Source organism: Nitrospirillum guanabarense, assembly GCF_034653355.1.
Taxonomy (GTDB): domain Bacteria; phylum Pseudomonadota; class Alphaproteobacteria; order Azospirillales; family Azospirillaceae; genus Nitrospirillum.
In genome coordinates this window covers 473,768-500,235 of the sequence record NZ_JAYEER010000001.1, presented here as the reverse complement: position 1 = coordinate 500,235, position 26,468 = coordinate 473,768, and the positions used below count along the sequence as shown (strand labels likewise).

The 26,468-nt window shown below is 68.8% G+C and carries 20 protein-coding genes; 3 read left to right on the top strand and 17 right to left on the bottom strand.

The window, feature by feature from the left end:
- Positions 1-22 precede the first annotated feature (22 nt).
- The 10 genes from UAA55_RS02050 to UAA55_RS02005 form a co-directional block, all read right to left on the bottom strand.
- Positions 23-592, bottom strand: coding sequence for a histidine phosphatase family protein (locus tag UAA55_RS02050; RefSeq protein WP_322951002.1), 570 nt, complete (start codon positions 590-592; stop codon positions 23-25).
- Positions 593-684: 92 nt separating this feature from the next.
- Complete coding sequence (locus tag UAA55_RS02045) at positions 685-1,455, bottom strand: hypothetical protein (protein WP_322951001.1); 771 nt, start codon at positions 1,453-1,455, stop codon at positions 685-687.
- A 96-nt stretch (positions 1,456-1,551) separates the two neighbouring features.
- Positions 1,552-2,943, bottom strand: coding sequence for a hypothetical protein (locus tag UAA55_RS02040; protein ID WP_322951000.1), 1,392 nt, complete (start codon positions 2,941-2,943; stop codon positions 1,552-1,554).
- 160 nt (positions 2,944-3,103) lie between these two features.
- Positions 3,104-3,880, bottom strand: coding sequence for an FCD domain-containing protein (locus UAA55_RS02035; protein ID WP_145616531.1), 777 nt, complete (start codon positions 3,878-3,880; stop codon positions 3,104-3,106).
- A 129-nt stretch (positions 3,881-4,009) separates the two neighbouring features.
- Complete coding sequence (locus UAA55_RS02030) at positions 4,010-4,714, bottom strand: energy transducer TonB (RefSeq protein ID WP_322950999.1); 705 nt, start codon at positions 4,712-4,714, stop codon at positions 4,010-4,012.
- A gap of 19 nt (positions 4,715-4,733) precedes the next feature.
- Positions 4,734-5,159 carry a TonB system transport protein ExbD gene (exbD, locus tag UAA55_RS02025; protein WP_322950998.1) on the bottom strand — a complete coding sequence of 142 codons (426 nt, stop codon included), beginning with the start codon at positions 5,157-5,159 and terminating at the stop codon, positions 4,734-4,736.
- A 5-nt stretch (positions 5,160-5,164) separates the two neighbouring features.
- Positions 5,165-5,974, bottom strand: coding sequence for a tonB-system energizer ExbB (gene exbB / locus UAA55_RS02020; protein ID WP_322950997.1), 810 nt, complete (start codon positions 5,972-5,974; stop codon positions 5,165-5,167).
- 68 nt (positions 5,975-6,042) lie between these two features.
- Positions 6,043-7,251 carry a PepSY-associated TM helix domain-containing protein gene (locus UAA55_RS02015; RefSeq protein WP_322950996.1) on the bottom strand — a complete coding sequence of 403 codons (1,209 nt, stop codon included), beginning with the start codon at positions 7,249-7,251 and terminating at the stop codon, positions 6,043-6,045.
- Positions 7,252-7,255: 4 nt separating this feature from the next.
- A complete protein-coding gene (locus tag UAA55_RS02010; protein WP_322950995.1) occupies positions 7,256-7,936 on the bottom strand; it encodes a Fe2+-dependent dioxygenase in 681 nt (226 codons plus the stop codon).
- A gap of 37 nt (positions 7,937-7,973) precedes the next feature.
- Positions 7,974-10,184 carry a TonB-dependent receptor gene (locus UAA55_RS02005; protein ID WP_322950994.1) on the bottom strand — a complete coding sequence of 737 codons (2,211 nt, stop codon included), beginning with the start codon at positions 10,182-10,184 and terminating at the stop codon, positions 7,974-7,976.
- A 317-nt stretch (positions 10,185-10,501) separates the two neighbouring features.
- On the opposite strand from UAA55_RS02005, the gene UAA55_RS02000 reads away from it, so the two are divergent.
- Positions 10,502-11,203: a hemerythrin domain-containing protein gene (locus UAA55_RS02000; RefSeq protein ID WP_322950993.1), complete on the top strand. Its 702-nt coding sequence runs from the start codon at positions 10,502-10,504 to the stop codon at positions 11,201-11,203.
- Positions 11,204-11,215: 12 nt separating this feature from the next.
- On the opposite strand, the gene UAA55_RS01995 is transcribed toward UAA55_RS02000, so the two are convergent.
- The 3 genes from UAA55_RS01995 to UAA55_RS01985 all read right to left on the bottom strand — a co-directional run bounded on the left by UAA55_RS01995 (position 11,216) and on the right by UAA55_RS01985 (position 18,623).
- Complete coding sequence (locus UAA55_RS01995; RefSeq protein ID WP_322950992.1) at positions 11,216-12,187, bottom strand: hypothetical protein; 972 nt, start codon at positions 12,185-12,187, stop codon at positions 11,216-11,218.
- A gap of 130 nt (positions 12,188-12,317) precedes the next feature.
- Positions 12,318-16,631 (bottom strand): beta strand repeat-containing protein, encoded by a 4,314-nt coding sequence (locus tag UAA55_RS01990; RefSeq protein ID WP_322950991.1) that lies wholly within the window; start codon positions 16,629-16,631, stop codon positions 12,318-12,320.
- 276 nt (positions 16,632-16,907) lie between these two features.
- Positions 16,908-18,623, bottom strand: a complete 1,716-nt coding sequence (locus tag UAA55_RS01985) for a thiamine pyrophosphate-dependent enzyme (protein ID WP_322950990.1) — start codon at positions 18,621-18,623, stop codon at positions 16,908-16,910.
- Between the two features lie 236 nt (positions 18,624-18,859).
- Here UAA55_RS01985 and UAA55_RS01980 point away from each other — a divergent pair, with 236 nt between their 5' ends.
- The gene (locus UAA55_RS01980) at positions 18,860-20,485 is read left to right on the top strand and encodes a fumarate hydratase (protein ID WP_322950989.1); all 1,626 of its coding nucleotides are present in this window, start codon (positions 18,860-18,862) and stop codon (positions 20,483-20,485) included.
- A 366-nt stretch (positions 20,486-20,851) separates the two neighbouring features.
- Positions 20,852-22,426 (top strand): hypothetical protein, encoded by a 1,575-nt coding sequence (locus UAA55_RS01975; RefSeq protein WP_322950988.1) that lies wholly within the window; start codon positions 20,852-20,854, stop codon positions 22,424-22,426.
- A 61-nt stretch (positions 22,427-22,487) separates the two neighbouring features.
- Here UAA55_RS01975 and UAA55_RS01970 read toward each other — a convergent pair whose 3' ends face one another.
- The 4 genes from UAA55_RS01970 to UAA55_RS01955 all read right to left on the bottom strand — a co-directional run bounded on the left by UAA55_RS01970 (position 22,488) and on the right by UAA55_RS01955 (position 26,229).
- Positions 22,488-23,552: an HD domain-containing phosphohydrolase gene (locus UAA55_RS01970; RefSeq protein ID WP_322950987.1), complete on the bottom strand. Its 1,065-nt coding sequence runs from the start codon at positions 23,550-23,552 to the stop codon at positions 22,488-22,490.
- Entirely contained in the window at positions 23,542-24,300 is a 759-nt protein-coding gene (locus UAA55_RS01965) for an ATP-binding protein (protein WP_322950986.1), read from the bottom strand. The genes UAA55_RS01970 and UAA55_RS01965 overlap by 11 nt, the downstream gene beginning before the upstream one ends.
- Positions 24,270-25,604, bottom strand: coding sequence for an MHYT domain-containing protein (locus UAA55_RS01960; protein WP_322950985.1), 1,335 nt, complete (start codon positions 25,602-25,604; stop codon positions 24,270-24,272). The genes UAA55_RS01965 and UAA55_RS01960 overlap by 31 nt, the downstream gene beginning before the upstream one ends.
- A 268-nt stretch (positions 25,605-25,872) precedes the next feature.
- Complete coding sequence (locus UAA55_RS01955) at positions 25,873-26,229, bottom strand: DUF4870 family protein (RefSeq protein WP_322950984.1); 357 nt, start codon at positions 26,227-26,229, stop codon at positions 25,873-25,875.
- Positions 26,230-26,468 lie beyond the last annotated feature (239 nt).

Sequence of the window (26,468 nt, the reverse complement as noted above, 5' to 3'; positions counted from 1 at the left end):
GCGCCCTGTACGGTGAGGCGTTTCACAGGGGCGTATCGGAGTCCCCGGCCAGCAGGCGGGGATACAGCTCCTTGAAGGCAAAGCCGTCGCCCTTGCCGCCCTCCTTGCGCTTGAAGCGCAGCACGACGTCGAAGCGGTCCTCCGGCCAGACGGTGGGCGGCTTGCCCCGGCGGACGGGCAGCAGGGGGATGATGCTCTCCACGATGGCCTGATGCTCCCAGCACACCAGCACCACGCCGGACAGGGTCAGCAGCTCCTTGACCAGCGCCGCCTCCTGCCCCTTGCCATAGGTGGTGTTGGGCACTTCCAGCCCCAGGCGCGCCGCCAGGGGCGAGGCCGTCTCGAACGGCCGCTTGCTGGGCCCCTTGTTCGCCATGGTGCCTGGTGTCGCCGCGTACACCGCCGCCGGCTTGGCATAGGTGCCGCCCTCCAGCCCCGCCCCGAACAACGCCGCCCAGGCCCCCGCCCGCTGCCAGCCGCGGATGACCAGGGACTCCTTGTCCTTGGTCCCGTCCAGGGTCAGGCCCGGCCCCGGCCAGCTGCCCTCAGGCTTTTCGGCATGGCGGATGAAGTACAGCGTCAGCTTGCTCATGAGGGTCCCTCCGGTAGGTTTTACTCATTACGCGAGTAAAGATGCGCAATGACAATACCGAAGGTGGGGCTCAGGTGGGGCTCAGGTGGGGCTCAGGTGGTGCACCACAGCGGCAGATGATGCGCCACCGCCAGTTTGGCCAGGCGATACACGGTCTCACTGGCCTGCCAGGCGGCGTCCAGCACATGCTCCGGCGCGTCGTCGTCCACCGTCCATCGCACGATCTTGGGATCCGCCCGGCGGATCAGGGCGCGCACCTCCGTCACCTCGCGCAGCAGGTTGCTGACGGAGCCGAAGCGGCCCGGGTGCCCCTCCCAATCCGCTTCCTCAATGATCATGTCGCGGCGAAAGGGCAGCCAATATTGTTCCACCAGCAGCAACTGCGGGTAATGCCCGGTATAGCCCCGCTGTTCCGCCCGCGTGAGGGTTCGCTCCAGGTCCGCTTGCGGCGGCCGCCCGGTGCCGACCAGGCGCGGCAGCGCTCCCGGGCCGCCTTCATCCACCAGTGCCGTCACATAGCGCAGCATGACATCGGCGCTGGTGGCGACATCGTCCCCGTCCTCGAAGTCGCTGCCTTCGTCCCAAGTCAGCGCCTCGCCCAACTGGCCCCGGTACTTGGCCGCCAGCCGGTCGCGCCAGGGAATGACGGCATCGGTAGCCGGATAGCGAAATACCGGCGCGCCGATGATGACCTTGGGCTTGCCGCCGGCGCCGGCACCCGGAAATCCCGTCAGAAGATCAATAACATATTGCTCACCGGCATCATTCTTGGGCGTGGGCGCCGCCATCTGTTGGCGCTCCATGGCGGCCGTATCCAAATAGGCGATCCGATGCAGGGGAGAGACCTCGTAGCCAGTGCCCATGGGAATCCTGAGGGGTGGAGGAGTGACGCCTTCCGGTTGTGGTGCGAAGAGTAAAGAGGTGGTTGCTGGTTTGGCAAATGGATAGTGATGCTCCCCTCACGGCACCGCCGCCCTCTCCCCACCGCCGCGCTTGGCCTCCTGCAGATCGCGCATTTCCTCCATCACGGTGTCGCGGCCGGCGGCGAAGTCGGGGAAACGCCAGCCCACTTCCTGCTCGGGGCTAAGGTCGCCGGCGGCGACGCCGAAGGCGTAGTTCAGCCAGAAGCACCGTGTGATGTCGTGGCAGCCGTGGACCCAGTCGTGCATACCGGTGGCATAGCCCACGGTGGTGTTGGTGTTGCGCAGCACCAGGGGCGCGCCCGTCTCACCCCAGAAGGTGTCGCGGTCGCCCACGCGCTGGCCGATGATGTGGGCGCGGGCGCCGGCGTAGTACTTGGCGCGGGCCAGGGTGACGATGGCGGCGGAGAAGGTGGCGTTGCCGGTCAGCAGCCACAGGGTCCCGTCCGGGGCCAGCAGCGTGGGCAGGCGGCGGGTGAAGTCCACCGTCTTGGTGTAATCGCCGCCCCCGTCATAGCGCAGGTCGATGACCATCCAGCGCCAGCCGCCCGGCGGCGCGCTGGCCGCGAGGGCGTCCAACTGCCGGGTCAGGGGGCCCTTGTCATCGTCCATCACGGCGTTCAGGCGCAGGTACAGGCCCCGATGGTCCAGCGGGCGGGTCTCCACGCTGGCGGTCTTGCCGCCGTAGAGGTGGGTGAAGGCCGCACTCTGCGGCAGCCAGCGCAGGCTGTCCGCGCTGGCGAAGGGGCCGGCATCCAGCGATGCCCGCATTATCTGGCCCGTCCCATCCGCCAGGGTCAGCGCCAGGGTGCGGCCGTCCGTCTCGGGCCAGACGGCGCGCAGCAGGGCGGGGCAGACCAGCAGGTTGATGCCCTGGGCCCGCGCATGCTCGTCAGTGCCGGTCAGATAGGGCCGCACGGCGGCGGGGATGTCGTCAGCGGGGTGGCCGTCGATGGCCACCACCCGGCGGCCCAGCAGGCCCACCTGGGCATCGGCGGCGCCGATGACGTACAGGCCGTCGTCGAACCAGGCCAGGCGCACCGGCGCCACGCCGTACTCCACGTATTTGGGGAACAGCTGCACGGCGGTGTGGCCGTTGCCGGCCAGGGCCACCAGCCGCGCCACCTCCATCACGAAGGTGGGGGCGTCCATCTCGCCTACGCGGGCGCGCAGGTCCGCCACCCCCTGGGTGAAGGCGGCCCGCCCCTCCGCCGTGAAGCTGCGATCCAGGTCCAGCAGCACCAGCAGATCGTCCAGGTCCTGGCCGCGCGCGTCGGCGATGCTGGTGGGCGAAGGCTTGGGGGCCAGGGTGACCGATGGGCTGAAGCGGGCGCGCAGGGCAGTGCCCACCAGCCACTCCGCCCTGAACCACAGCGCCACCGCTGCGGCGACCAGCACGATGATCGCGATCATGAGCCGTTTATACGACATGAGTTTTCCCCTTGTTCCGTCGCGGGGGCTTACTCAAACGGCATGCCAGATTGGTTAATTGTTATTTATCAATTGGTTACCGTCTAGGCTCGGAAAGACGATGGTGTTGATCGTCAAAAAATGAACACATCCGCCAATCAACGGCGGTTCTCGCCACCCGTCACTTGTCGGCCGCCACGATGTCGCCGCCGGCAATGCGGCGCAGGGATGCCTCCAGCCGGGCGTCGGCGCGGGAGATTTCCACCAGGGCGTCGCGGATGAAGTTGATGTGCGCCTCGGCGGCCGCGCGCGCCGCCGCCGGATCGCCCTTCATGATCGCCTCATAGAGGGCGCGGTGTTGGCTCAGCAGCAGCTGGCGCACGCCCGTGCGCTGGTACAGCTTGGCGCGGTTGAAGAAGACATCCTGGCGCAGCATTTCGGCCAGGGCGCGCATGATGTGCAGGATCACGACGTTATGGGTGGCCTCATAGACCGCCAGGTGGAACTCCGCATCGGCGTCCGCTTCTTCTTTCGCCTCGTCATGGCCGTGGGCGGCCTCCATGGCCTCGAACCGGGCCTGGATCTGGGCGCGGTCGACGTCGGTGGCGCGCAGGGCGGCGTAGTAAGCGGCGGCCCCCTCCACCTCCGTCCTGAACTCCAGGTAATCCAGGGTGGTCTCGGGCCGGGCGGCCAGCACGGCGTGCAGCGGCTCGGTGAAGGTGGGGCCCAGCAAGGGGGCGACGAAGGTGGCGCCGCCCCGGCCGCTGCGCAGCAGGCCGCGTTGCTCCAGCTTCTCCAGCGCCTCGCGCAGCGAGGGGCGGGAGACGTTGAAGCGCACGGCCAGTTCCCGCTCCGGCACCAGCTTTTCGCCGGGGCGCAGGCTGCCTTCCACGATCAGCTGTTCCAGATGCTCGGCGATGGTGTCGGCCAGCTTGGCCGGCCGGATGCTGTCCTTCATGGGGTCCCGTCAGCGTTTCCTCTGCCCCACCGTCTCCGGCCGCCTGCTTGCGGCGGCGGCGCGGTGGTGCGGTCAAAATAATTGACCAGTGGCGCCTTGGGGCGCAACGGAAATGACGGGCCGGGGAGATCAGCGCAGCAGGCTGAAGTCCACCGGCATGGTCCAATCCAGGGGCTTGTCGTCCGGGGCGGGGGGCAACGGGTCGGCCCGCCGCACCGTGGCCACCGCCTCTTCATCCAGCAGGGCGAAGCCCGAGCCGCGCTCCAGCGTCACGCTCAGCACGTGGCCCGTCCGGTCGAGGGTGAAGTGCACCAAGGCAGTGCCCATCTGGTGACGCTGCCGCGCCTGCGCGGGATAGCGCAGATAGCGGTAAAGATGCGCCATCAGCCGGCCCTCATAGCTGTCCGGGCCTTTGCTGGCCGGTGCCGGCGGGGCGGGTGGCGCCTCCGGTGCAGCGGTGGCCGTCTGCACCGCCGTGCTGGGCGGCGGCGGTTCGGGTTGCGGCGTCGCAACCGGGGCGGGCTGCGGCGGCACCGGCGGCGGCGGGGGCAGGGGGAGGGGCTTCACCGCCACCGGCTTGGGCGGCGGCGGCTTGGGCGTGGGTTGGGGCGGCTCCGGCTTCGGCGGCTCGGGCTTGGGCGGTGCGGGTGGCGGTGGCGGCGGTGGCAGGTCGATCTGCAGCGGCGGCGGCGGGGGCGGTGGCTCCAGGGTGGAGCGCGCCATCAGCCAGGGCAGGGCCAGGGCATGGGCGGCCAGCACCAGGGCCAGGCTGCCACCCCAGACCAGGCGTCCGCGCCTGTCCTCGCCAGGAAGGTCGCCGCCGTTTTTGGTCATCGATGCCATCGCCATGGCGTCACGGGGCCCCGCCGCCGTCCAGCCCCACCAGCGAGACCTTCAGGTATCCCGCCGTGCGCAGGCTGTTCATCACCGCCGTCAGGTCACCGTAGGAGACGACGCGATCGGCGCTGAGGGTGATGCGCTGGTCCTTATCGCCGGCGGCGGCCTGGTCCAGGGCGGCGGCCAGGCCGTCGCGTGTCACGTCGGCGCCGTTGATCGCCAGGGTCAGGTCGGCGCGGATGGTCAAGGTCACGGGCTTTTCCGGGTGCGGCCGGGGCGGCGCGTTGGAGGAGGGCAGGTCCACCGGCACATCCACGGTGGCCAGGGGGGCCGCCACCATGAAGATGATCAGCAGCACCAGCATCACGTCGATGAAGGGCGTGACGTTGATCTCGTGGGTTTCGGCCAGCTCATCGCCGCCGTGGGAAAGACGGGCAGCCATCCCGGTCACTCCGCCGCGCGGCTGCGGACCTGGGCCACGCCAGCCTGCTCCCGGTCCAGGTCGCGGCTGACCAGGCGCAGCACGCCGGCCGACACGTCGGCCAGCAGCACGCGGTAGCCGTCCACCTTGCGGGCGAAGACGTTGTAGACCACCACCGCCGGGATGGCGGCCACCAGGCCGGTGGCGGTGGCCAGCAGCGCCTCGGCGATGCCGGGTGCGACGACGGCCAGGCTGGTGGTCTGCGTCTTCGAGATGCCGATGAAGCTGTTCATGATACCCCAGACGGTGCCGAACAGGCCGACGAAGGGGGCGGTGGCGCCGATGGTGGCCAGCACGCCGGTACCGCGCACGATGGCCCGGCGGGCTTTGGCTTCCAGCCGCTCCAGCCGCAGCACCACGCGTTCCTTCACGCCCTCGGCCGGCAGGCCGTCGGACAGCGCGCGCTCTGCCGCCGCGGCGCGGGCGAAGGCCAGGGCATCGGCCTCACCCGTCAGCTGGCTGGCCGCGACATCCAGGGACGGGGCATCATCCAGCGTGTCCAGCGAGCCCTGCAGGCGGCCGCGCGCGGCGCGCAGCTCCAGCCCCTTGGCCAGCAGGATGGTCCAGGTGACGACGGAGGCCGCCAGCAGGCCCAGGATGACGGCCTTCACCACCCCGTCGGCGTTCAGGAACATGCCCATGGCCGACAGGTCGTGCGGGACGGTGGCGGCGGCGGTGCGGGCCGCCCCCTCCTGCGCCCAGGCGTTGGTCGCCCCCAAGCTCAATGCCGCCGTCAGGCTGGCGGCGGCCGTCTGCTTCAGCAACTTGGTAGCCATGATGGTCGTGCCCCTCTTTGACATCGGTGCGTCCTTGGCCTGACGCGTCGTGTGACGGTTGATGGCGGTCATTCCGCGGCGGATTGCAGGATGGCGGCGGCGCGGGCGGCACCGGCCTTGCGGTTCCGGCGCTTGATCCACCACATGGACGTGCCGGTGATGGCGAACAGGGTGGGCAGCAGGCCGCTCAGCGCCACCAGAACACGGTAGATGGGGCCCAGCCCCTCGCCCTCGTGCAGGGGGCGCATCCAGCCGGTGACCTTGTTGCCGGCCGCCTGGGCGGAGGGATCGCGCACCTCCACCACCTGGCGGGCCCAGGGGTCCACCATCAGGGTGACGGCGCTGGGGGCATCGCCGCCCAGGGGCGCCAGCACCACGCGGATGGCCTGGTCGGGGCTCTGCGGCAGGCTGGCGCCGCGCAGGGCCAGGCCGGTGCGGGGCGCTGCCGCCAGGGCGATGGTCACGGCCTCATCCACGCCGGCGGGGTCCACGCCGTCGTGCGGCGTCACCTTGGGTAGGGCGAAGCCCTGGGTCTGCGCCGCCATGGGCAGCACCGCGCCGATGCCGGCGGCGATGGTCTGGGGGAAGGCGATGGCGACGCCGGTGACGCTGACCACCAGGAACACGGCCAGGCCCCAGATGCCGGCGGCGCCATGCAGCTCGCGATGGAAGCGGGCGCCCTTGGCCGCCTTGCGCACGATGAAGGATTGGCGCCACTGCCCGGGCCGGGGCCACCACAGCACCAGGCCGGTGACGCCCAGCGCCGTCATGATGACGCCCAGGTATCCCACCAGGTCGCGGCCGCTGCGGTCCTGGATCAGCAGGTTGCCGTGGAGGCGGTGGATCCAGCCGATGGTCGCGTCCAGGCCTGGGGTGCTGACCACCGCCAGGGTTACCGGGTCGATGTGCACGCTGATGCCCGGCATGCCGCCGCCGGGGGCGCGATTGGGGGCGCCACCCTGGCCGTGGGCGTGCTCCCCACCCTGCGGCATGCGGCGCTGCGCCTGGAAGCGCACGGTGGCGGTTCCGCCCGGCGCGGATGGCGCGGCGTAGCTGGCGGGCTTGGCGCCCGATGGCGCCACGGCGGCGGCGGCGGCCACCACCTCGGCCACGCCATGCGGTGCCGCATCGGCGGGCGACGCCGGCAATGATGGGGTGAATACCGCGCGCAGCTCCGGCTCGATCACCAGCACGGTGCCCGACAGGCCCAGCGCCAACAGGGGCAGGCCCAGGATCAGGCCCACCCACAGGTGCAGGAAGCGCAGCGTCTTCATCATGGCGTCAGGCCTCCGCCCAGCGGCGCAGCAGGTTATGGTAGATGCCGGTCAGCCGCACCACGGCGGGCTGGCCGGCGGCCTCCCGGTTCAGGTCCTGGATGGTCGTGTCCAGGTCGAACAGCAGGGTGCGTTCCCCGTCGTCGCGCACCATGCTCTGCATCCAGAAGAACGAGGCGATGCGGGCGCCCCGGGTCACCGGGGCCACGCGGTGCAGGCTGGTGGACGGGTACAGCACCATGTCGCCGGCCGGCAGCTTCACCTCATGCTCGCCGTAGGTGTCCTCCACCAGCAGCTCGCCGCCGTCATATTCCTCCGGTCCCGCCAGGAACAGGGTGGCGGACAGGTCGGTGCGCACGCGGTGCGGCGTGCCGGGGATCTGGCGGATGGCGTTGTCGACGTGGATGCCGAACGACTGGCCGCCGGCGTAGCGGTTGAACAGCGGCGGGAACACCTTCAGCGGCAGGGCGGCCGACAGGAACAGGGCGTTCTTCTCCAGCGCCGCCAGGATCATGTCGCCCATGGCCCGGGCCGCCGGATGGTCGGCCGGGATCTGGGCGTTGTTCTTGGCCATGGCCGACTGGTGGCCGGCCGTCACGCGGCCGTCCACCCAGTCGGCGGTCTCCATCCGCTGGCGGCACCAGGCGACCTGCTCCTGGGTCAGGACGCCGGGAATGTGAAGAAGCATGGGTGCCGCCTTGGATGGTCTGGGGTTGACGGGTGGATCAGAAGGCGAAGTTGGCGGTGAACTGGACCGTGCGGCCCTCACCCGGGACCAGGTGGGCCGGGTGGATCTGGTCGACGTAGTCGCGGTCGGTCAGGTTGATGATGTTGGCCTGGATGCTGATCTTTTCCGTGATGTCGTACTTGGCCATGGCGTTGAAGGTGACATAGCCGGGCACGGTGTTGATCAGGTTGGTGGCCGCCACGGGGCTGGAGCTGCCGATGCGCTGTGACACCGCATTGGCGCCGCCGCCGATCTGCAACTGGTGCGTCACCTGATAGGTGGTCCACAGGTTGAAGGTGTGGTGCGGCACGTTGGGCAGACCGCGGCCCACCTGGCTGAAGGTGGTGGACTTGATGACCCGGCCGTCCATGTAGGCGTAGCTGGTATTGACCTGCCAGTCCTCGGTGATGCGGCCGGTCACCTCCAGCTCCACACCCTTCACCTTCTGGTCGCCGCCCAGCACGTTCAGGGCGGAGTTGTTGGGGTCGGTGACGCGGGCGTTGTCCTTTTCCGTCTGGAACAGGGCGGTGCGCACGCTCAGCGCGTCGTGCAGCAGGTCGATCTTGCCGCCGACCTCATAGGTCTTGTTGCTTTCCGGGTCCAGGTTGGCCGTGGCGGCGGACAGCGACAGCTGCTCGGCCGACGGGTTGAACGAGGTGCCGAAGCTGGCGTAGAGGCTGCTTTCCGGCGTGGGCTTGAACACCAGCGAGGCGCGGCCGGACGGCAGGCTGTCCGTGCGGGAGAAGGCGGCGGCCGGGGCCACGGTCTGCTTGTAGTCCGTGTCCAGGTGGTCGTAGCGGAAACCGCCGACCAGCGACCACTGCTCATTGAACTTCATGGTGTCGACGGCGAACACCGCCACCGTGTCCACCGTGGTGCTGACGCGGGACGAGATGGTGCCCACGCCGGCGAAGGCCTGGTACTCGTTGGGGTTCAGCAGGGTGGTGGTGGGAACGCCGGTCCACGCGGTGCGCGTCGGGTCCGAGGTCTCGCGCGACAGTTCCACGCCGGTCACCAGATGGTGTTCCAGGAAGCCGGTGTTGAACCGGGCCGAGGCCGTGGCCTGGTCGTCCAGGGTGGTTTCCACGCTGCGCACGGTGATGGCGTTGCGCTTGATGGCCACGCCCGACAGCGGGCCGACGGTGGCCGGGGTCACGTTGGCGTTCACCAGCTGCGGCTCGGTGATGCGGACGTTGCGGTAGTAGTTGCCGTAGCGGAACTGGTTTTCCAGGGTGATGGCGGACGTCAGGTCATGCTGCACGTCGGCGGTCACGACATTGGCGTCGGTCTTCAGATAGTCGCTGTGGAAGCCGTAGTAGGTGCGGTAGTCCACCGGCGCCGGCTGGCCCAGCAGGAAGGGGATGCCGTAGTCCGGCCGGTCGTTTTCCGACTGGTGCAGATAGCTGATGGTGACGCGGGTGGGCGTGCCGATGCCGAAGGCGACGGAGGGCGCGAAGCCGTAGCGCTCGTTCTTGGCGCCGTCGCGCCCCTCGACGAAGCTGCTGGTGCCCATGGCGTTCAGGCGCACGGCGGTGGTGGCGTCGATGGCGCGGTCCACGTCGGCCGTCAGGCGCTTCATGCCGTCGGTGCCCAGGGTGGCCGTGCCGGCGGTGATGGCCTCCAGCGTGGGCGTCTTGCTCACCTGGTTGATGGTGCCGCCGGTGGAGCCGCGCCCGAACATGGCGCTGTCCGGGCCCTTCAGCACCTCGGCCGACTGGTAGTTGAAGCTGTCGCGGTAATAGCTGCCGAAGTCGCGCAGGCCGTCCAGGAAGATGTCCGACCGGGCGCTGAAACCGCGCAGGGTCAGGCTGTCGCCCTGGGCGCCGCCTTCACCGGCGGCCAGGCTGATGCCGGCGACGTTGCGCAGCGCGTCGCGCAGGGTGGTGACGCCCTGGTCCTTCATCTCCTGACCGGAGATGACGGTGACCGATTGCGGCGTGTCCAGCAGCTTTTCCGTCAGCTTCACGTTGGAAGACCGCTCGGCGCGGTAGTCCGGCACCGGGGCGGCGTCCTGGTCCTGCACCGACAGGGTGGGCAACTGGCCCGTGCCGCCCTGGGTGGCGGGCGCCGTCGCCGTCTGGGCTTGCGCGCCCAGGGAAAGCAGGGCGCCGCCGGCCAGGCCCACGCCCGCAAGGCCCAGGGCGGTACGCGCCAGCGTGCGGGGCGCCTTGGCCCGGCTGGCGATGATGATATTGCGGTCGCTCGACATGACGGTCCCCACCTGATGCCACGCTATGTGGTTGGCTCCCCGCGCGGATCCCGGCTATCGAGCTTTGCGGTTATACCTTTAGTTAAGATTGCGAGCAACTCTTATTTGCCGACTTGTGACCTGTCAACGGTGGCCTGAGACTGATTATCAGAATCCATCGCAGAAAATCCGCATGGCTGCGTTGCGGTGCATCAAAATGCGATAAAGTCGATCGGGCGATGTGCGGCCGGAACCGCTCCGCCATACCGGCGTTCTGGGGGTGGCGGGCTTGCCGGCCGCCGCTGGCGAAGGGGCCGTTGGTGAAGGGAAGGAAGCCGATGGACACCGTGGATCAGCGCCGCCGTTCGTTCCTTCACACCGGTTCAGCCGGTGTCGTCACGGCCGCGGGCCTGGCCTTGGCGGGATGTGGGACGGGAAGCGAAAAGGACGTCGGCGCGGTGGAAGACCTGATGCGCGAGCACGGCGTGCTGCGCCGGGCCCTGTTCGCCTATACGGAAGCCGCCACGGGACTGCGCGGGGCCGCCACGGTCGACGCCGGGGCCATCAGGCGTGCGGCGACCTTGTTCCGCACCTTCGGCGAGGACTACCATGAGCGCTTGTTGGAGGAAGCCCACATCTTTCCGGCGGTGCGTAAGCTCCACGGCCCGGTGGCGGCCTATCCGGATGTGCTGACGGCCCAGCACCAGCGCGGGCGGGAGATCACGGACTACATCCTGGGCGTGACCGGCAAGGGGGCGATTGGGACCGCCAACCGGGAACCGATGGCCCGCGCGATGGAGACCCTGGTCCGGATGTACCGGGCCCATGCCGCGCATGAGGACACCGTGGTTTTCACGGCATGGAAACAGGCCCTGTCCGGGCACGAGCTGGATGAAATGGGGGACAAGTTCGAGGAGATCGAGCACCAGCAATTCGGCAAGGACGGGTTTGACGACGCGGTCCACCAGATCGCGGACATCGAACAAGCCCTGGGATTGGCCGACATCGCCCGGTTCACCGCGCCACCGCCGCTCGGCTGACGGGGCCGCTTTCTAAGGCGCGCCGAAGCTCTGCCGCATGTGCAGGGAGATGCTGCTGCGCTGCAGTGTGCCGACCTCCCAGGGGTCCATGGAATAAAGGCCCTCCAGATAGGCCTTGTCCGCCGCGCTCAAGGTTGCTGGCTTCTGGTCGTCCGCGCAATTGGCCGCGAACAGGTCCAGAATGCTGGGCAGGTCGCCGCACTGGCCCAGGACCTTAGGCTGAGCCAGCGCCAGGACGCCCAGGTAATCCGCGACCGCGCCCAGTTTCAGGCCCAGGATCCGGTCGGTGTTCACCACCATCAGGACGTGGGTCAGCACCGGGCGCAGGCCACCGGTGGAAAGCCGGCTGCCCAAACCGCCGCCCAAGCTCATCTGGTATGGATCGTCCATGGCGGTCAGGATGCCGTTGCTGGTGGAGGTGACGTACCAGGCCTGGATGGGTCTGGTGACCTGGGACAGCGCCTTGGCCTGGTGCACGAAATGATAGCCCAGCAGCCGGGGATATTTATCCGCCACCGTGTCCATGAGCATCTGCGGCTGGTCGGTGAAGAAGATGTCCACGTTGGTTTTGCAGGATGCGCGGGAGGTCGGCGCCCCGACGGCTTGCGCGATGGCGCGGATGCGCGTGGTGATGAAGGCGCCGATATCCGCCGGGACGTTCTGCACCTGGGGACATACCGCCCTGTCCCACCGGGCGATCTGGTCGCTGTACGGCGCGCGCTTCCCATGGTCCCGCACGAAATCGCCGATGATTTCCTGCAGCCTCTCCGTCCTCAGGCGCATACCGGTGACCACGACGGTCTCGGCGGTGTCCGCATCGCTTTCCGGCATGCCGGCCCCCGGAACACCGGCGTCCCCGGCCAGGGGTGAGTAGTCCCCACCGGATTGGGCCAGGGCCAAGGGTGGCGGCACTGCCAGCCCGAGCACCAGGGCGACGGCGAAGGCGATCGCGTTGCGTCGCTTGTCCCCTTGGCCATGACCCATAGCCGCCTCCCGATCCGCCGCAACCGTTCCCTGGTCACGAGGCTAGGCGTAACGTGGGGTAGCAGCAATGATTTATTTTCTCGGAAAAGGCCAGGCCGGCGCCCCTTGCCCAGGCGCCGGCCCGCCAGGATCAGAACCCGGTGCCCCCGATCTGGGCGGTGGAGCCACCGACGATGGTGCCGGTGGTGATGGTGCCGGCGCCGGCGCTGTTGACGATGGTGCCGCTGGTGTGTTCGTAGCCGATCAGCAGGCCGGCATAGTTCGGCGGGTCGCTGGTCAGGACGTCGCTGACACTGCCGCTGTTCACCACCGTGCCGCTGTTATTGCCGATGAGGCCGCCGACGAAGCTGAGGCCCGAGACGGTACCGCTGCTGCGGCTGTCGGTGACCGTGCCGGCGTTGGTGCCCACCAAGCCGCCGACAGAATTGTCGGTCTGGGCGTTGACGTTGCCGGTGGCGTAGCTGTGGCTGACCAGGCCGTTGTTCCTGCCCACCAAGCCACCGATCGCCCCGCTTTCCGGGGCGTTGAAGACGTCACCGGTGGCGTAGCTGTCGGTGATGGTGCCTTCATTGGTGCCGACCAGCCCGCCGATCTCACCATCCCGCCCGCCGGAGGAGACGGTGCCGCCGGCGTGGCTGGCGGCGACCAAGCCCAAATTCTCACCCACCAGGCCGCCCACGGCGTCACCCCGGGCGCTGCCCAGCACGGTGCCCAGGGCGTAACTGTTGGTGACCGTGCCGCTGTTGGACCCCACCAGGCCGCCCAGGCCATAGCTGCCGTAGCCGCTGTCCCTGATGGCGCCGGTGGCGTAGCTGTTGCTGACCAGTCCCAGGTTCTGCCCCACCAGGCCGCCGACATAGACGCCGGCATAGCCGGGGAAGGTGGTGACGCCGGCCACCGTGTCGCTGATGGTGCCGGTGGCGTGGCTGTCGCTGATGGTGCCGCTGTTGACGCCCGCCAGGCCGCCGACGCGATAGTTGGCGTTGACGTCGCCGCTGGCCCAGGAACGCCGGATCTCGCCGCTGTTCAGCCCGACCAGCCCGCCGACGGTACCGGACGTCTGGGCGATGATGGCGCTGGTGGCGGAACTGTCGGTGATGGTGCCGCTGCTCGACCCCGCCAGGCCCCCGATCATCAGACCACCGGTGCCGGCGCCGCCCGCCACGCTGATGGTGGCGCCGGCCTGGTCGCCGCCCAACAGCCCGCTGTTGGTGCCGACCAGGCCGCCCACCCCTTGGGCCAGGGTGCCGGTGTTGACCAGGCCGGTGGCGTAGCTGCTGGTGATGGTGCCGCCGTTGGTTCCGGCCAGTCCGCCGACCCCGGTGACGCTGTTGCCCACCGTCACGGCGCCCAGGGCGAAGCTGTGGTTGACCAGGCCGCCATTCTGGCCCACCAGCCCGCCGACGCCGCTGACGCTGTTCCCCACCTGCACGGCGCCGGTGGCGTAGGCGTCGGTGATGGTGCCGGTGTTGCCGCCCGCCAGGCCGCCCAGGGCTTGGCCCCGGTTGCCCGCCGTCACCCGGCCGGTGGCATAGCTCTGCCCGATCGTCCCGCCACTGTTGAGGCCGACCAGTCCGCCGATGTCGGTGCCGGCCACCAGGCCGCTGTCGTCACGGGCGGTGACGGCGCCGTTGGCGTGGCTGGTGGTGATGACACCGTAGTTGACGCCGGCCAGGCCGCCGGTCGAACTGGTGCCCTCCACGCTGCCGGTGGCATAGCTGTCCGTGACCACACCCCTGTTGTAGGCCACCAGGCCGCCCACCGTCTGCGGTCCGGCGATGGTGCCGGCGAAGCGGGCGATGACGCTACCGGTGGCGTGGCTGCCGCTGATGGTGCCGAAATTATAGGCCACCAGGCCGCCCAAATTGCCGGTGCCTGTGACGTCGCCGGTGGCGTAGCTACCGGCGATGGTGCCATAGGTGCCGTTGGTGTTGACCAGGCCGGCGGCGTTGGTGACGGCGTCGCTGGCATGGCTGCCGGTGATCAGGGCGTCGTTCACGCCCACCAGGCCGGCCACGCCATTGCCCAGCATACCGCCGGCGGCATAGGAATTGGTGATGGCGCCCAGCTGGTTCAGCCCGACCAAGCCGCCCCAGCCGGCGCTGTAGGCGGTGTCCGCCACCGTGACGGTGGCGGCCGAATAGCTGTCGATGATGGTGCCGGCCAGGGACAGGGGCGGCGGCCAATGCGGGTCGAACAACCGGACGAAGCCGTTCTGCCCCACAAGGCCGCCCACCTGGCTGGCGTTGGGACCCGCTGCCACCGTGCCCAGCGAGAAGCTGCCGAAGATGCGGCCCTGGTTGTCGCCCACCAGGCCGCCGACATTGGCGGACAGGCTGCCCGTGGTCACCCGGTTCACGGTGTAGCTGTCGATGATGGTGCCGCTGTTGCCGCCGGCCAGGCCGCCGATGCCGCTGCCGGGCATGGGTGGCGGTGTGATGTTGAGGACGGTGCCGTCGTCCGGCAGGTCGTTGTCGCCGCCGGTGCGGGTGCCCGTCGTCACGCTGCCCAGGGCATAGCTGGCGCTGATCAGGCCGTCGTTCTGGCCCACCAGGCCGCCGATGCGTGTGGTGTGGTCGCCGGCGCTGACCGCCACGGCGGCGTGGCTTGAGGCAATGGTGCCCGCGTTGGTGCCGGCCAGCCCGCCCACCCGCTCCGACCACAGGCTGGTCAGGGCGATGGTGCCCGTGACCTGGCTGTTGGTGATGGTGCCGGCGTTCCAGCCGGCGATGCCGCCCACATTCTGGGTGCCGCTGGCGTTGACCGCTGTCAACGACACGTCGTTCAGCGTGCCGGAATTGCCGCCGAACAGGCCGACATAGCTAAAGCCGCCGCCACCCACGGTCAGGTTGGCGATGCCGTGGCCCAGGCCCTGGAAAGCGCCGGAGAAAGGCGTGGCGCCATCGCCCACGGCGGTGTAGGCGAAGCCGGACATGTCCAAATCGGCATTCAGGGCGTAGTGGCCGCCCAGGTCGCCGGCCATTGCCTGCAGCTGCGCGGGATTATTGACCAGGGTATAGGCCTGGCCCTGGATGGACAGGCCGTCGCCGGGGGCGGCCAGGGTGACCCTGGCGCCCTGATTCACCTCCAGGCCGCCGCTGCCCCCTTGGGCGGGGTTCAGGGCCAGGCCGGCGGCCGTGGCGCCGCCGTGGCTGATATCGGCGCTGACGGTGATGTCGCGGTAGGCGTTCAGGGTCAGGCTGTTGGGTCCGGTCCAGGCGATGGCGCCCGCCACCAGGATGTCGCCGTTTCCACTGCCGGTGGACCCGGTCTGCAGGGTGACGTTGGTGGTGGCCAGCGCCGTTTCCACCGTGCCGCTGCTGACGGCGCCGGGACCGCCGGGGCCCACGATCAGGTCGGACGGGTCCAGCAACCAGGTACCCGTGTGGCCGCGCAGGGCGGTGGTGTCGACATGGATGTCGGCGATGGAGAGGGTAGCGCCTGAGGTCTCGACGGTGCCGCCGTCGCCGCCGGCCGCACCCGCCTTGGCGCTCAACCTGCCGGCCAGGGTCGTCAACCCATCCGACTTCAGGCGGATGGTGCCGCCGTCGCCTGTGCCTGTGCCATCGGCCGCGATGGTGCCGCCGCTGTCGATCCCGGTCGAGGCCTCCAGCGTCACGACGCCGCCGTGGCTGGTCAGGGCGCTGGCCTCGATGACGCCGGTGTTGTTGATGACGCCGCCCAGCAGGGCGTCGGCCGACTTGGCGGCCAGCACGACCTGGCCATCGGGGGCGGCGATCATCTGGTGGTTCACGATCAGGGCGCGGATGGCGGCCGGGTCCACCGCCACGCTGACACTTCCTTTGTCAAAGGTCAGCGTCACCTTCTCACCGGCCGCCAGCACCACGCTGCCCAGCTTGGCGGTGATGACGCCGTCATTGATCACCTCTGGCGCCAGCATGCCGACATAGCCGCCGGTGGCCGCCGTCAGGGCGCCCTGGTTGACCACAGCGGCGGTGCTGCCGTTGCGTTGGAAGGTGTAGGTGCCCGCCATGAAGTCCTGGTTGGCGATATCCAGGGTGGAGGCGACCAAGCCGCCGACATTGACGCTGGCGCCCTGGCCGAAGGTGATGCCGGCGGGGTTGACGATGAAAATCTGGCCGTTGGCCGTCAGCCTGCCCAGGATTTCCGAGGGAATGCCGCTCAGCACACGGTTCAGCGCGGCGGAGGCCGGCCCTGGCTGTTGGAAGGTGACGCCGGCGTTGCCGCCGACGCTGAAATCCTGCCAGGTGATGACGGCGCGCTGGCTGGTCTGGTTGACCGTCATATTGACGCCGGACTGGCTGATGCTGGCGCTGCCCGCCGCCACGCTGCCGCCGCTGGGCAGGGCGTTGGGAGCGGTCTGGGCATGGCTCGCCGCTGGCCACAAGGCGGCGGAGGCCAACAGCAACAAACGCAGACGGGCCAGGCGTTCAGGCGTGGGCTGGAGACGCAGGTCGCTCATGGCGAATCCCTCAGTGTTCCCTCCCGCCTGGTGCCGCCGGCGGGCTGACGCGGGGGAGGACACGGGGCCAAGGGCGTAGGGCCGGGCCGGTGCGCGTGTTGACCGCACCGGCGCCGCCGGCGTGGTCGCGGATTGGGTGGTTCTTCAAAGAAGGCGCGTGCGCGCGCTGGTGGCGGTGGCCTTTTTGGGCGTGGCTCCCTGCCTGCGATAGTAGTCGCGCGGCCACCGGCCAGCCTGTGACCAACCGGTGGCAATCAACCTCTGGATGCGTCGGGATCAGGGCCGGACCGCGCCCTCCAACAGGTCCAGGACCTCACCGCCCCGGCCGGCTAGGATGCCCTTGGCGGAATAGAGGGCGGTGCCCACCACTTGGGCCATTTCCACCTTGGGCGGCATCACCAGCTCATAGCGGTCGACCTTCACATCCAGCAGGGCGGGGCCGGGGGTGGACAGCCAGTCGCGCACGGCGTTGTCCAGATCCCGCGGCCGTTCCACGCGGCGCCCCCAAAGGCCGATGGCCTCCGCCACCCGGGCGAAATCAGGGTTCTTCAGGTCGGTATAGGTATCCAGCAGCCCCTCCACCTTCTGTTCCAACTCGACGAAGCCCAGCGAGCTGTTGTTGTAGACCACCACCTTGATGGGCAGGTTCTCCTGCACCGTGGTCAGCAGGTCGCCCATCAACATGGCCAGGCCGCCGTCGCCGGACAGGGAGATGACCTGGCGGTTCGGGAAGGCGGCCTGGACGCCCAGGGCCTGGGGCATGGCGTTGGCCATGGTGCCGTGGCTGAGGCTGACCACGGTGCGGTTCTGGCCAGTGGCCGGCACATGGCGCAGACACCACACCATGGGCGACCCGCCATCGGCGGTGAACACGGCGTCGGCCGCGGCGTGGCGGGCCACCGTCTCCGTCAGATATTGCGGGTGGATGGTGTCGCCTTCGCCGGCCACGGCGCGTTTTTCCAGTGTGGCGTCGGCCTTGGCGGCATGGCCCAGCGCCACGTCCAGGAAGGCGCGGTCCTGGCGCGGGACGAGGCGGGGCAGCAAGGCCTCCAGCGTCGGCGCCACATCGCCCACCACGCCCAGATCCACCGGGTGGCGGCGGCCCAGGTGGGCGCCGTCGATGTCCACCTGGATGATGGTCGCCTTCTGTGGATAGTACTGCCGCCAGGCGAAGTCGCACCCCAACAGCAGCAGGGTGTCGCAGTCCATCAGGGCCTGATAACCGCCGGCCGTGCCGAAGATGCCGGTCATGCCCACGTCATAGGGGTTGGCCGGCTCCAGGAAGTCCTTGGCGCGCGAGGTGCGGGCGACCGGCGCCTGCAACCGTTCCGCTAGCGCAACGACTTGGTCGTGCGCATCCTCGCAACCGGCGCCGCCATAGATGGCGATCTTGCCGCCGGCGTTCAGCAACTCGGCCATGCGGTCCAGTTCGGTGTCGCTGGGCCGCACCACCGGCCGGGTGCGGTGGGCGGCGAAGGCGGGTTCCTCCGGCGCCTTGGCGCTGGAGACGTCCACTGGCACGATCAGCACGGCGACGCCCCGTTTGGTCAGCGCCGCCTGGGCCGCCATGGCCGTCATGCGCCGCGCCTGGGTTGGGGTGCGGACCTCCTCGCAAAAGACGCTGGCCGCCTTGTACACCGCCTTGAAGTCCACCTCCTGCGGGAAGTCGAAGCCCAGCTCGTCGCGTGTGATCTGGCTGGCGATCAGCACCACGGGGGCCCGGTTGCGGTGGCTTTCGTACAGGCCGTTGATGAAGTGCAGGCCACCCGGGCCGCAAGACCCGGCGCACAGGGCCAGTTCGCCCGTCAGCAGGGCGTCGGCCCCGGCCGCCATGGCGCCGGCCTCCTCATGCCGCACATGAATCCAGCGCATCTCGCTGCGGCGGATGGCGTCGGTGACGTGGTTAAGGGTATCTCCCGGCACGCCATAGCAACGCCGGGCACCGGCGTCGAACAAGGTTTCCACGATGATGTCGGCGACGATGCGGCTCATGCCTTTTCCTCCTGCTCGGATGGGAAGACAACGCCGGAGGGGGGCGGGAAGGTTCCGGAGTGCGACGAACCCGCGCATGCTGGTTGGGGTGTCAACATAAGAGGGGGCAGGAGTTGCGCGCGGCGCAGATGACAGGGCCGGATGGGTGGCGTAAGGTCCCCGCCGGCCACGGGAGCCGCCCGTGACCAGGGCCCGCCGGAACGCACCGGCCGGGCCGGATTATCGGGAGAGCCCCAATGCCAGACGTCGGCGGTGAAAGCCGGGAGTTCACGCTGTTCCCCGTGGCCAAGGACGCCACCAGCTACCGCAAGCTGACCAGCGACTATGTGTCGACCACGACCTTCGACGGGGAAGAGATCCTGAAGGTCGAGCCCGAAGGCCTGCGCCTGCTGGCCGAACAGGCCTTCATCGACATCAACCACCTGCTGCGCCCCGGCCATCTGGCCCAGCTGCGCGCCATCCTGGACGATGCCGAGGCCTCGCCCAACGACCGTTTCGTGGCGCTGGACCTGCTGAAGAACGCCTCCATCGCCGCCTCGGGCATCCTGCCCATGTGCCAGGACACCGGCACCGCCATCATCATGGGCAAGAAGGGCCGCCGCGTCTGGACCAAGGGCGGGGACGAGACCGCCCTCGGCAGCGGCGTGCTGGACGCCTACGCCAAGCGCAACCTGCGCTATAGCCAAGTGGCGCCGCTGTCGATGTATGAGGAAAAGAACACCCGCACCAACCTGCCGGCGCAGGTGGACATCTACGCCGAGGGCGACGACGCCTACAAGTTCCTGTTCATGGCCAAGGGCGGCGGCTCGGCCAACAAGACCTTCCTGTTCCAGGCCACGCCCTCGGTGCTGGCGCCCGACCGGCTGCTGCCCTTCCTGGAAGAAAAGATCAAGTCGCTGGGCACGTCCGCCTGTCCGCCCTATCACCTGGCCATCGTCATTGGCGGCACCAGCGCCGAGATGAACCTGAAAACCGTGAAGCTGGCCTCGGCCCGCTACTACGACGGCCTGCCCACCCAGGGTTCGGAAAGCGGCCATGCCTTCCGCGACCTGGAGATGGAGGCCGCCGTCCACAAGCTGAGCCAGACCATGGGTATCGGCGCGCAGTTCGGCGGCAAGTACTTCTGCCACGACGTGCGTGTCATCCGCCTGCCGCGCCACGGCGCCTCTCTGCCCATCGGCATCGGTGTCTCCTGCTCGGCCGACCGCCAGGCCATGGCCAAGATCACCCGCGACGGTATCTTCCTGGAGGAGCTGGAGCACGATCCCGCCCGCTTCCTGCCGGAGATCGACGACAGCCAGCTGGCGGGCGAGGTGGTCAAGATCGACCTGACCCGGCCCATGTCGGAAATCCGCGAGACCTTGTCCGGCTACCCGATCCGCACCCGGGTCTCGCTGACCGGTCCCCTGATCGTGGCCCGCGACAGCGCCCATGCCCGCCTGCGCGCCGCACTTGAGGCCGGGCACCCGCTGCCCGATTACTTCAAGAACCACCCCATCTATTACGCCGGCCCGGCCAAGACGCCGACGGGCTACGCCTCCGGTTCCTTTGGCCCCACCACGGCCGGCCGCATGGACAGCTTCGTCGACCAGTTCCAGGCGGCGGGCGGTTCCTTCGTCATGCTGGCCAAGGGCAACCGCAGCCCGGCGGTGCGCGAGGCGTGCAAGAAGCACGGCGGCTTCTATCTGGGCAGCATCGGCGGTGCCGCCGCCCGCTTGGCCCAGGACTGCATCAAGAAGGTGGAATGCATCGCCTTCGAGGATCTGGGCATGGAAGCCATCTGGCGCATCGAGGTGGAGGACTTCCCCGCCTTCATCGTCATCGATGACAAGGGCAACGACTTCTTCCAGGAATTCACCTGATCCTGCAGGGGCCTTCCGCCCCTCGGTCCGTGATCGCGATTGAAAAAAGGCCGGTCCCATCGGGTTCGGCCTTTTTTCTTTGGCCACGCAAACCTACGGGCCTGTACGGGAGTTATTACAAGATAGGCGCGGGGTGACCTTAGAGCATTAACGCGTTTAATTCGAAATCCGTTAATGCTCTAAGCCTTTGTTTGCCGAACGGATTCACGCTTCAAAGCGATTTCGCTTTTACGTGACCCGCTCTCGATTGCACGCCTCGGGGTTTCCACCATTGGGCGTATGCCCATCGGCGTAGTCTTAGCCTTTTCTTAACCACGGCCTTCTAAGCTGGGAAAAATGGGTCGGGACAGCATGGAGGCAGTTGCCATGCCCAAATTGTTGAGCCGCATCATCGCCTGGTTTTCGGAAGAGTGGGCGCCCGGTGCCGGCGGGCGGCGCAGCATGATCGTTCCCAACCCCGCCACCCTGGATCTGGACGCCGGCGGCCGCCCCCCCGAGGAGACCGTCTTCCGCCAGCGTCTGAAGGCCGTGCTGGGCCCGCGCCAGGCCGCCGCCGCCGGCTGCGTCCAGTTCGTTGGTCTCGAAAGCCTGAAGGAAAAGCTGGGCCCGCGCTGGAACGCGGTGCAGACCCGGGTGCACGGCATGATCGAAAAGCTGCTGCGCCAGAACCTGGGGGCGGAGGATGTCTATTACGGCTATGGCAGCGAGACCTACGTCGTCGTTTTCGCCCGGCTGAACCCCACCCAGGCCGGCCTGGTGTGCGCCAAGGTCATGCAGGAACTGCAGCGCCTGCTGTTGGGCGAGCCCGATCTCGCCAGCATCGTCGTGCGGACGGCCGCGCGCGAGGCCTCCGGTGACCTGATCCTGAAGCCCGAGCGGCTGGCCGACCTGCTGGCCAAGATGGTGGCCCGCGCCCAGCCGACGGCGCCGCTGGCGCAGGCCGCCGCGACTGTCGAGGCGCCGGAACCGTCCGCGTCCCCGCGCCGGTCCCCGGCCGCCGCGTCGCCGTCGCCGGCCCCCCTGGCGCAGGCCCCCTTGGCGCAGGCCCAGGCCGCCGCGGCACTGGCCGAAGTCGGGCGTGGGGAGGCGGTGGTGGTCAACGTCGCCGCCGCCGCCAGGGGTGGGGAGGACGACCCATGGGCCCATCTACGCCCGGTGCTGGGTCCCCTCGAGGTGGTCTACCGCCCTGTTTGGGATGTGCGGGGCCAGGCGCTCAGCCTATACATCGCCAGCGCCCGCCGCCAACGGGTGGGCGGGCGCCAGTATGTCTACGGCTATGACACGCTGACGCCGCCGGTCGGTGGTGTCACCGCCGCCGGCACCGCCAACGGACTGCAGGAAATCCTGGACCTGGACCGCGAGACCCTGCGCCAGGCGGTGGACGCCTATCTGGAACTGTACGACAACCGTTTCCGCTATTACCTGGCGCTGCCGGTGCATTTCGAGACGCTGGCGGGGTCCACCCGCCGCCGCGCCTACCTGGATTTGGCTGGCCACATCCCTGCTCATCTGCGGCCCTTCATCACCTATCAGCTGATGGGGGTACCGGATGGCGTGCCGGTGGGCCGCCTGACGGAACTGGTCAGCGCCTTGCGGCCCCTGGGGCGCGGCGTGACGGTCAGCGCCGACCTGGCGCCCCAGGCCCAGGCCACCTTCGCCGCCGCCGGGGTGAAGGGGGTGAACGTTTCCCTCTGCGGCTCCGTCGTCCCGCGCGGCCGGCTGATCCAGGATCTGTATCTGGCGGGGGCGGAAGCCCGACGGCGCGGGCTTCTCATGATGGTCGACGGCATCGACACGCCCGAGATGGAACGGGTGGCGGAAGAGGCGGGTTGCACCTTCATGACCGGCGAGCTGATCGGCCCCTGGGTGGACGTTCCCGGCCACGCCACGCGCCTGTCCCGCTCCGACGTCCTGGACAACGACGTGCCGCTGGACCGTTGAGCGATCCATCCGGGGCGTCCCGTCGGAATGAAGAACGGCGCGGACGACGCGCGCCGCCGTATCACACCCCGATTTCCACCCGCAGGGCCAGCAGCTCATCCAGGTTGGCCAGCACCAGTTCGACCAGCGCGGGGTCGAAATGGCGGCCGGACTGGGCGCGCAGATGGTCCCCCACCTGGTCCGCCGTCCACGGCTCCTTGTAGGGGCGGTGGGACAGCAGGGCGTCGAAGACGTCCGCCACGGCGACGATGCGGCCGGACAGCGGGATGGCTTCGCCGGCCAGGCCCCGGGGATAGCCGCTGCCGTCCCATTTCTCGTGATGGCTGGCGGCGATCTCCGCCGCCAGGTCCAGGACGGGGATTTTGCTGCCGCTGAGGATGCTGGCGCCGGCGTCGGCGTGGGTCTTCATCACTTGCCATTCCGGATCGCTCAGCTTGCCCGGCTTCAGCAGGATGGCGTCGGGGATGGCGACCTTGCCGATATCGTGCAAGGGCGCGGCGCTGGCCAGCAGTTCGGCGTCAGGCCCCAGCCAGCCGGCGAGGCGGGCGATGCGGCCGGACAGGGCGCCGATGCGGTTGACGTGGCGGCCCGTCTCATCGTCGCGGAACTCGCCCACGGCGCACAAGCGGCGCACCACCTCCAGGTGGGTGTGCTCCAGGTCGCGGGTGCGCTGGGCCACGGCCGCCTCCAGGCGGTTGGCTTGGGTTTCCTTGTCCCGCAACAGCATCTGCAGTTCCAGCAGGTTCTGCACACGGGCCAGCATCTCCCACAGCGCGAAGGGCTTGGAGATGAAGTCGCGGGCACCGGCCTCCAGTGCCGTGCGGCGGGTCTGCTCATCACCCTGGGCCGTCACCACCAGGATGGGCGGGCGTTGGCCGGGGCTCAGCGCGTGCGCGGCGCGGATGAAGGCGGGGCCGTCCATGCCCGGCATGCGGAAGTCCAGCAGGATCAGATCCGGCGTCATCGAGCCATAGAGCGCCAGGCCTTCGCGCGGATTGCAGGTGCCGGTGATGTTGGTGTAGCCGGCCGCGGTCAGCACGCCTTCCATCAGCTCCACGTTGGCGGCGAGGTCGTCCACCACCAGGATGCGGGCGTTCTTGACCAGGTCGGTGGCGTCAAACGGCATCGACGGGCTCCATCGCATCGGCCAGGGCCTCCATGAACTCCTGCACGTTCAGGGGCTTGGTCAGGTATCGGCGGAAGCCGGCACGCAGGCCTTTCTCGATTTCCCGGGGCAGGGCGTTGGCGCTCAGCGCCAGGACGGGGATGTCTCGGGTTTCCTCCCGGTCCCGCAGGCGGGCCAACACGTCGAAGCCGCTCATGCCCGGTAGGTTGATGTCCAGGACGATGACGTCGGGCTGGTGGCCCATGGCCAGGTCCAGGCCCGTCACCGGGTCGGCGGCGATCAGCAGCTTGGTGTCCGGCACGGTTTCCATCAGGTCGCGCATCAACTGGATGTTGGATGGGTTGTCCTCGACATACAGCATAGTGCGGGGCCGGGTCTGGGCCAGCGGATTGCTTTCGGCGCCGGGCGCGCGCGGCTCGGGGATCGCATTCAGGGCCACCGGCAGGCTGACGGTGAAGGTGCTGCCTTGGCCCAGGACGCTGGCGACCTCGATGGTGCCGGCCATGGCGGACAGCAGCCGGCGGGTGATGGTCAGGCCGATGCCCGTGCCCGGGATGTCGCCGTATTCCTGGCCCAGGCGGTTGAAGGGCTGGAACAGCTCACCCAGTTTGTCCGGCGCGATGCCTTCGCCGGTGTCCTGTACGGACAGCGACAGTCGGCCAGGCGTGGACGCCGCGCCCAAGGTGATGCGCACGGTGCCGCCGGGGCGATTGTACTTCACGGCGTTGGACAGCAGGTTGCTGACCACCTGGACCAGGCGGGTGCGGTCGGCCAGGACGGGGGGGCCGCTTCGGGCAGGACGGCGGCGATGGTCACCCGCGCCTTTTCCGCCACCGGCTGCAGGGCGTTGAGCGCATCCTCCACCACCAGGCGGGGATCCACCGGCTCCAGCGACAGCGTCAGTTGCCCGGCCTCGATGCGGGCCAGGTCCAGCACCTCATCGATCAGGCGCAGCAAATGGTTGCCATTCTTGATGATTTGCTGGACGCCCCGCTCCTGCTTGGGCGTCATCGGCTCGCGCGCCTTGTTGTATTCCATCAGCTGGGCGAAGCCCAGGACGGCGTTCAGCGGCGTGCGCAGTTCATGGCTCATGCTGGCCAGGAATTCAGACTTGGCCTGGTTGGCGGCCTCGGCCCGGGTACGGGCGGCGGCCAGGTCGCGGGTGCGTTCCGCCACCGCTTCCTCCAGCCCCTCGCGCACGCGCAGCAGCTCCTCTTCCGCCCGGCGGCGCTCCTCCACCTCCGCCTCCAGGGCGCGGTTGGCGGCCTTCAGGCGCTGGGCCTCGCGTTCCGCGGCGGCGTTCAGGCGGCGGTCGGCGAACGCGGTCACCAGCGCCAGCATCAGCAGGCCATAGGTGGCGCCGGCGACGATGATGGCCAGCGGCCCGCGATCCACATCGGCGGGGGCCGGGGCCAACGGATCCAGGGTCAGCACCGTGGCCGTCATGCCGGTGTAGTGCATGCCGCAGATGGCGACGCCCATGATCAGGGCGGCCAGCGCGCGGTGCCAGCCCTGCTTCAGCGTGACGGACAGCATCAGGGCCACCGTGGCGGCGGCCATGGCGATCAGGACGGACAGGGCGAACAGCCCGGGGCGGTAGGCGATCTGGCCCGGCACCTCCATCGCGGCCATGCCGGTGTAATGCATGACGGCGATGCCCAGGCCCACCACCGTGCCGGCCAGGATGAAACGGATGACGCTGTTGCGGCCGTGGCGCACGGCTTCCAAGCCCAGGGCCACGAAGAGGATGGCGGTCAACAGCGAGGCCAGGGTCAGCGTGGGCTCCCACGCGACGGGCAGGGCCACCTGGAAGGCCAGCATGCCGATGAAATGCATGGCCCAGATGCCGCCGCCCAGGGCACAGGCGCTTCCCAACTGCCAAGCCAAGCGTGACCGGCCGGTGGAGCCGGTCATGCGTTCCGCCATATTCAGGGCGACAAAGGAGGCGAAGACGGCCGTCAGGTATGACAGCAGCACCAGCCACGGGTTGTGACTGAAGGCGATGCCCTGTTCATCGGTGCTGAAGCATAAGCCCGGGAAAACCACCCGCATCGACATGCCCCCAAAGCCCCGCGTGGCCGACGCGGTCGGCTGTGCCGGTTCCGGCGAAACCATGCGCGCGACGCCGACGGCCCCCGAAACCCATAGTTCGGCTGGAAAAACGTTATAGGATTATACCATTGTGTCTACCGGCACCACGGTTTGAAATACGTTATGGCTGGGGAAGGGTATACAAAGCGTTACCGGCACTTACCACCATGGGGTGGTGTCCGGGCCCGTTGCCGGCCTCTTCACCCGCCATGGCTGTACCGCGCGATGGTCAGATCACCCAGCCCTGGGGGTTCAGGATGGGTTTGGCGTCGATGGCGCGGGTCAAGGCCACCACCACCCGCACGACGGCCCAGATGCTACCGATGAACAAGGTGATGAATTCCATCCCCACCACCCGCAACGCCAGGGCGCAGATGGCGAACAGCGCGCAGATCCAGAAGGTGCGGATGGCGAAGGTCATGTGGCCTTCGTAAATGGTGCCCGCGAAGTCCGGCCGCTTGACGTAGGCCATGACCAGGCCCAGTGGAAACGCCCCGACCAAATAGAGCAGATGAACAAGGATGGACCACAGCCGGGCTTTGTCGCCCTGGGCGGGAGCGGTGGCGGGCGTCCCGGCAAGGCTCATCACGCGTCCTTCAGAATTGGGTGGCTACAGAATTAGGGCTTCGGACCAGGAATTCGGAGATATGGCTTCAGAGTAGGCGTTTGATGAAAGGGGCGGAATGATCACCGCCTTTCCAATATCGATACATACGACGCACTTCATGGAAAAGTCATATAGGGCTGACTCAGGATCGCGCCACCGGATTTGAGAATTTTGATTGGAAATTATGGGTTAGGTTGCAGTGTTAATTCATTAATGGG

Coding starts and splice junctions, on each gene's coding strand:
- UAA55_RS02050 (WP_322951002.1), bottom strand. CDS start 592: ATGAGCAAGCTGACGCTGTACTTCATCCGCCATGCCGAAAAGCCTGAG.
- UAA55_RS02045 (WP_322951001.1), bottom strand. CDS start 1,455: ATGGGCACTGGCTACGAGGTCTCTCCCCTGCATCGGATCGCCTATTTG.
- UAA55_RS02040 (WP_322951000.1), bottom strand. CDS start 2,943: ATGTCGTATAAACGGCTCATGATCGCGATCATCGTGCTGGTCGCCGCA.
- UAA55_RS02035 (WP_145616531.1), bottom strand. CDS start 3,880: ATGAAGGACAGCATCCGGCCGGCCAAGCTGGCCGACACCATCGCCGAG.
- UAA55_RS02030 (WP_322950999.1), bottom strand. CDS start 4,714: ATGACCAAAAACGGCGGCGACCTTCCTGGCGAGGACAGGCGCGGACGC.
- exbD (WP_322950998.1), bottom strand. CDS start 5,159: ATGGCTGCCCGTCTTTCCCACGGCGGCGATGAGCTGGCCGAAACCCAC.
- exbB (WP_322950997.1), bottom strand. CDS start 5,974: ATGGCTACCAAGTTGCTGAAGCAGACGGCCGCCGCCAGCCTGACGGCG.
- UAA55_RS02015 (WP_322950996.1), bottom strand. CDS start 7,251: ATGATGAAGACGCTGCGCTTCCTGCACCTGTGGGTGGGCCTGATCCTG.
- UAA55_RS02010 (WP_322950995.1), bottom strand. CDS start 7,936: ATGCTTCTTCACATTCCCGGCGTCCTGACCCAGGAGCAGGTCGCCTGG.
- UAA55_RS02005 (WP_322950994.1), bottom strand. CDS start 10,184: ATGTCGAGCGACCGCAATATCATCATCGCCAGCCGGGCCAAGGCGCCC.
- UAA55_RS02000 (WP_322950993.1), top strand. CDS start 10,502: ATGGACACCGTGGATCAGCGCCGCCGTTCGTTCCTTCACACCGGTTCA.
- UAA55_RS01995 (WP_322950992.1), bottom strand. CDS start 12,187: ATGGGTCATGGCCAAGGGGACAAGCGACGCAACGCGATCGCCTTCGCC.
- UAA55_RS01990 (WP_322950991.1), bottom strand. CDS start 16,631: ATGAGCGACCTGCGTCTCCAGCCCACGCCTGAACGCCTGGCCCGTCTG.
- UAA55_RS01985 (WP_322950990.1), bottom strand. CDS start 18,623: ATGAGCCGCATCGTCGCCGACATCATCGTGGAAACCTTGTTCGACGCC.
- UAA55_RS01980 (WP_322950989.1), top strand. CDS start 18,860: ATGCCAGACGTCGGCGGTGAAAGCCGGGAGTTCACGCTGTTCCCCGTG.
- UAA55_RS01975 (WP_322950988.1), top strand. CDS start 20,852: ATGCCCAAATTGTTGAGCCGCATCATCGCCTGGTTTTCGGAAGAGTGG.
- UAA55_RS01970 (WP_322950987.1), bottom strand. CDS start 23,552: ATGCCGTTTGACGCCACCGACCTGGTCAAGAACGCCCGCATCCTGGTG.
- UAA55_RS01960 (WP_322950985.1), bottom strand. CDS start 25,604: ATGCGGGTGGTTTTCCCGGGCTTATGCTTCAGCACCGATGAACAGGGC.
- UAA55_RS01955 (WP_322950984.1), bottom strand. CDS start 26,229: ATGAGCCTTGCCGGGACGCCCGCCACCGCTCCCGCCCAGGGCGACAAA.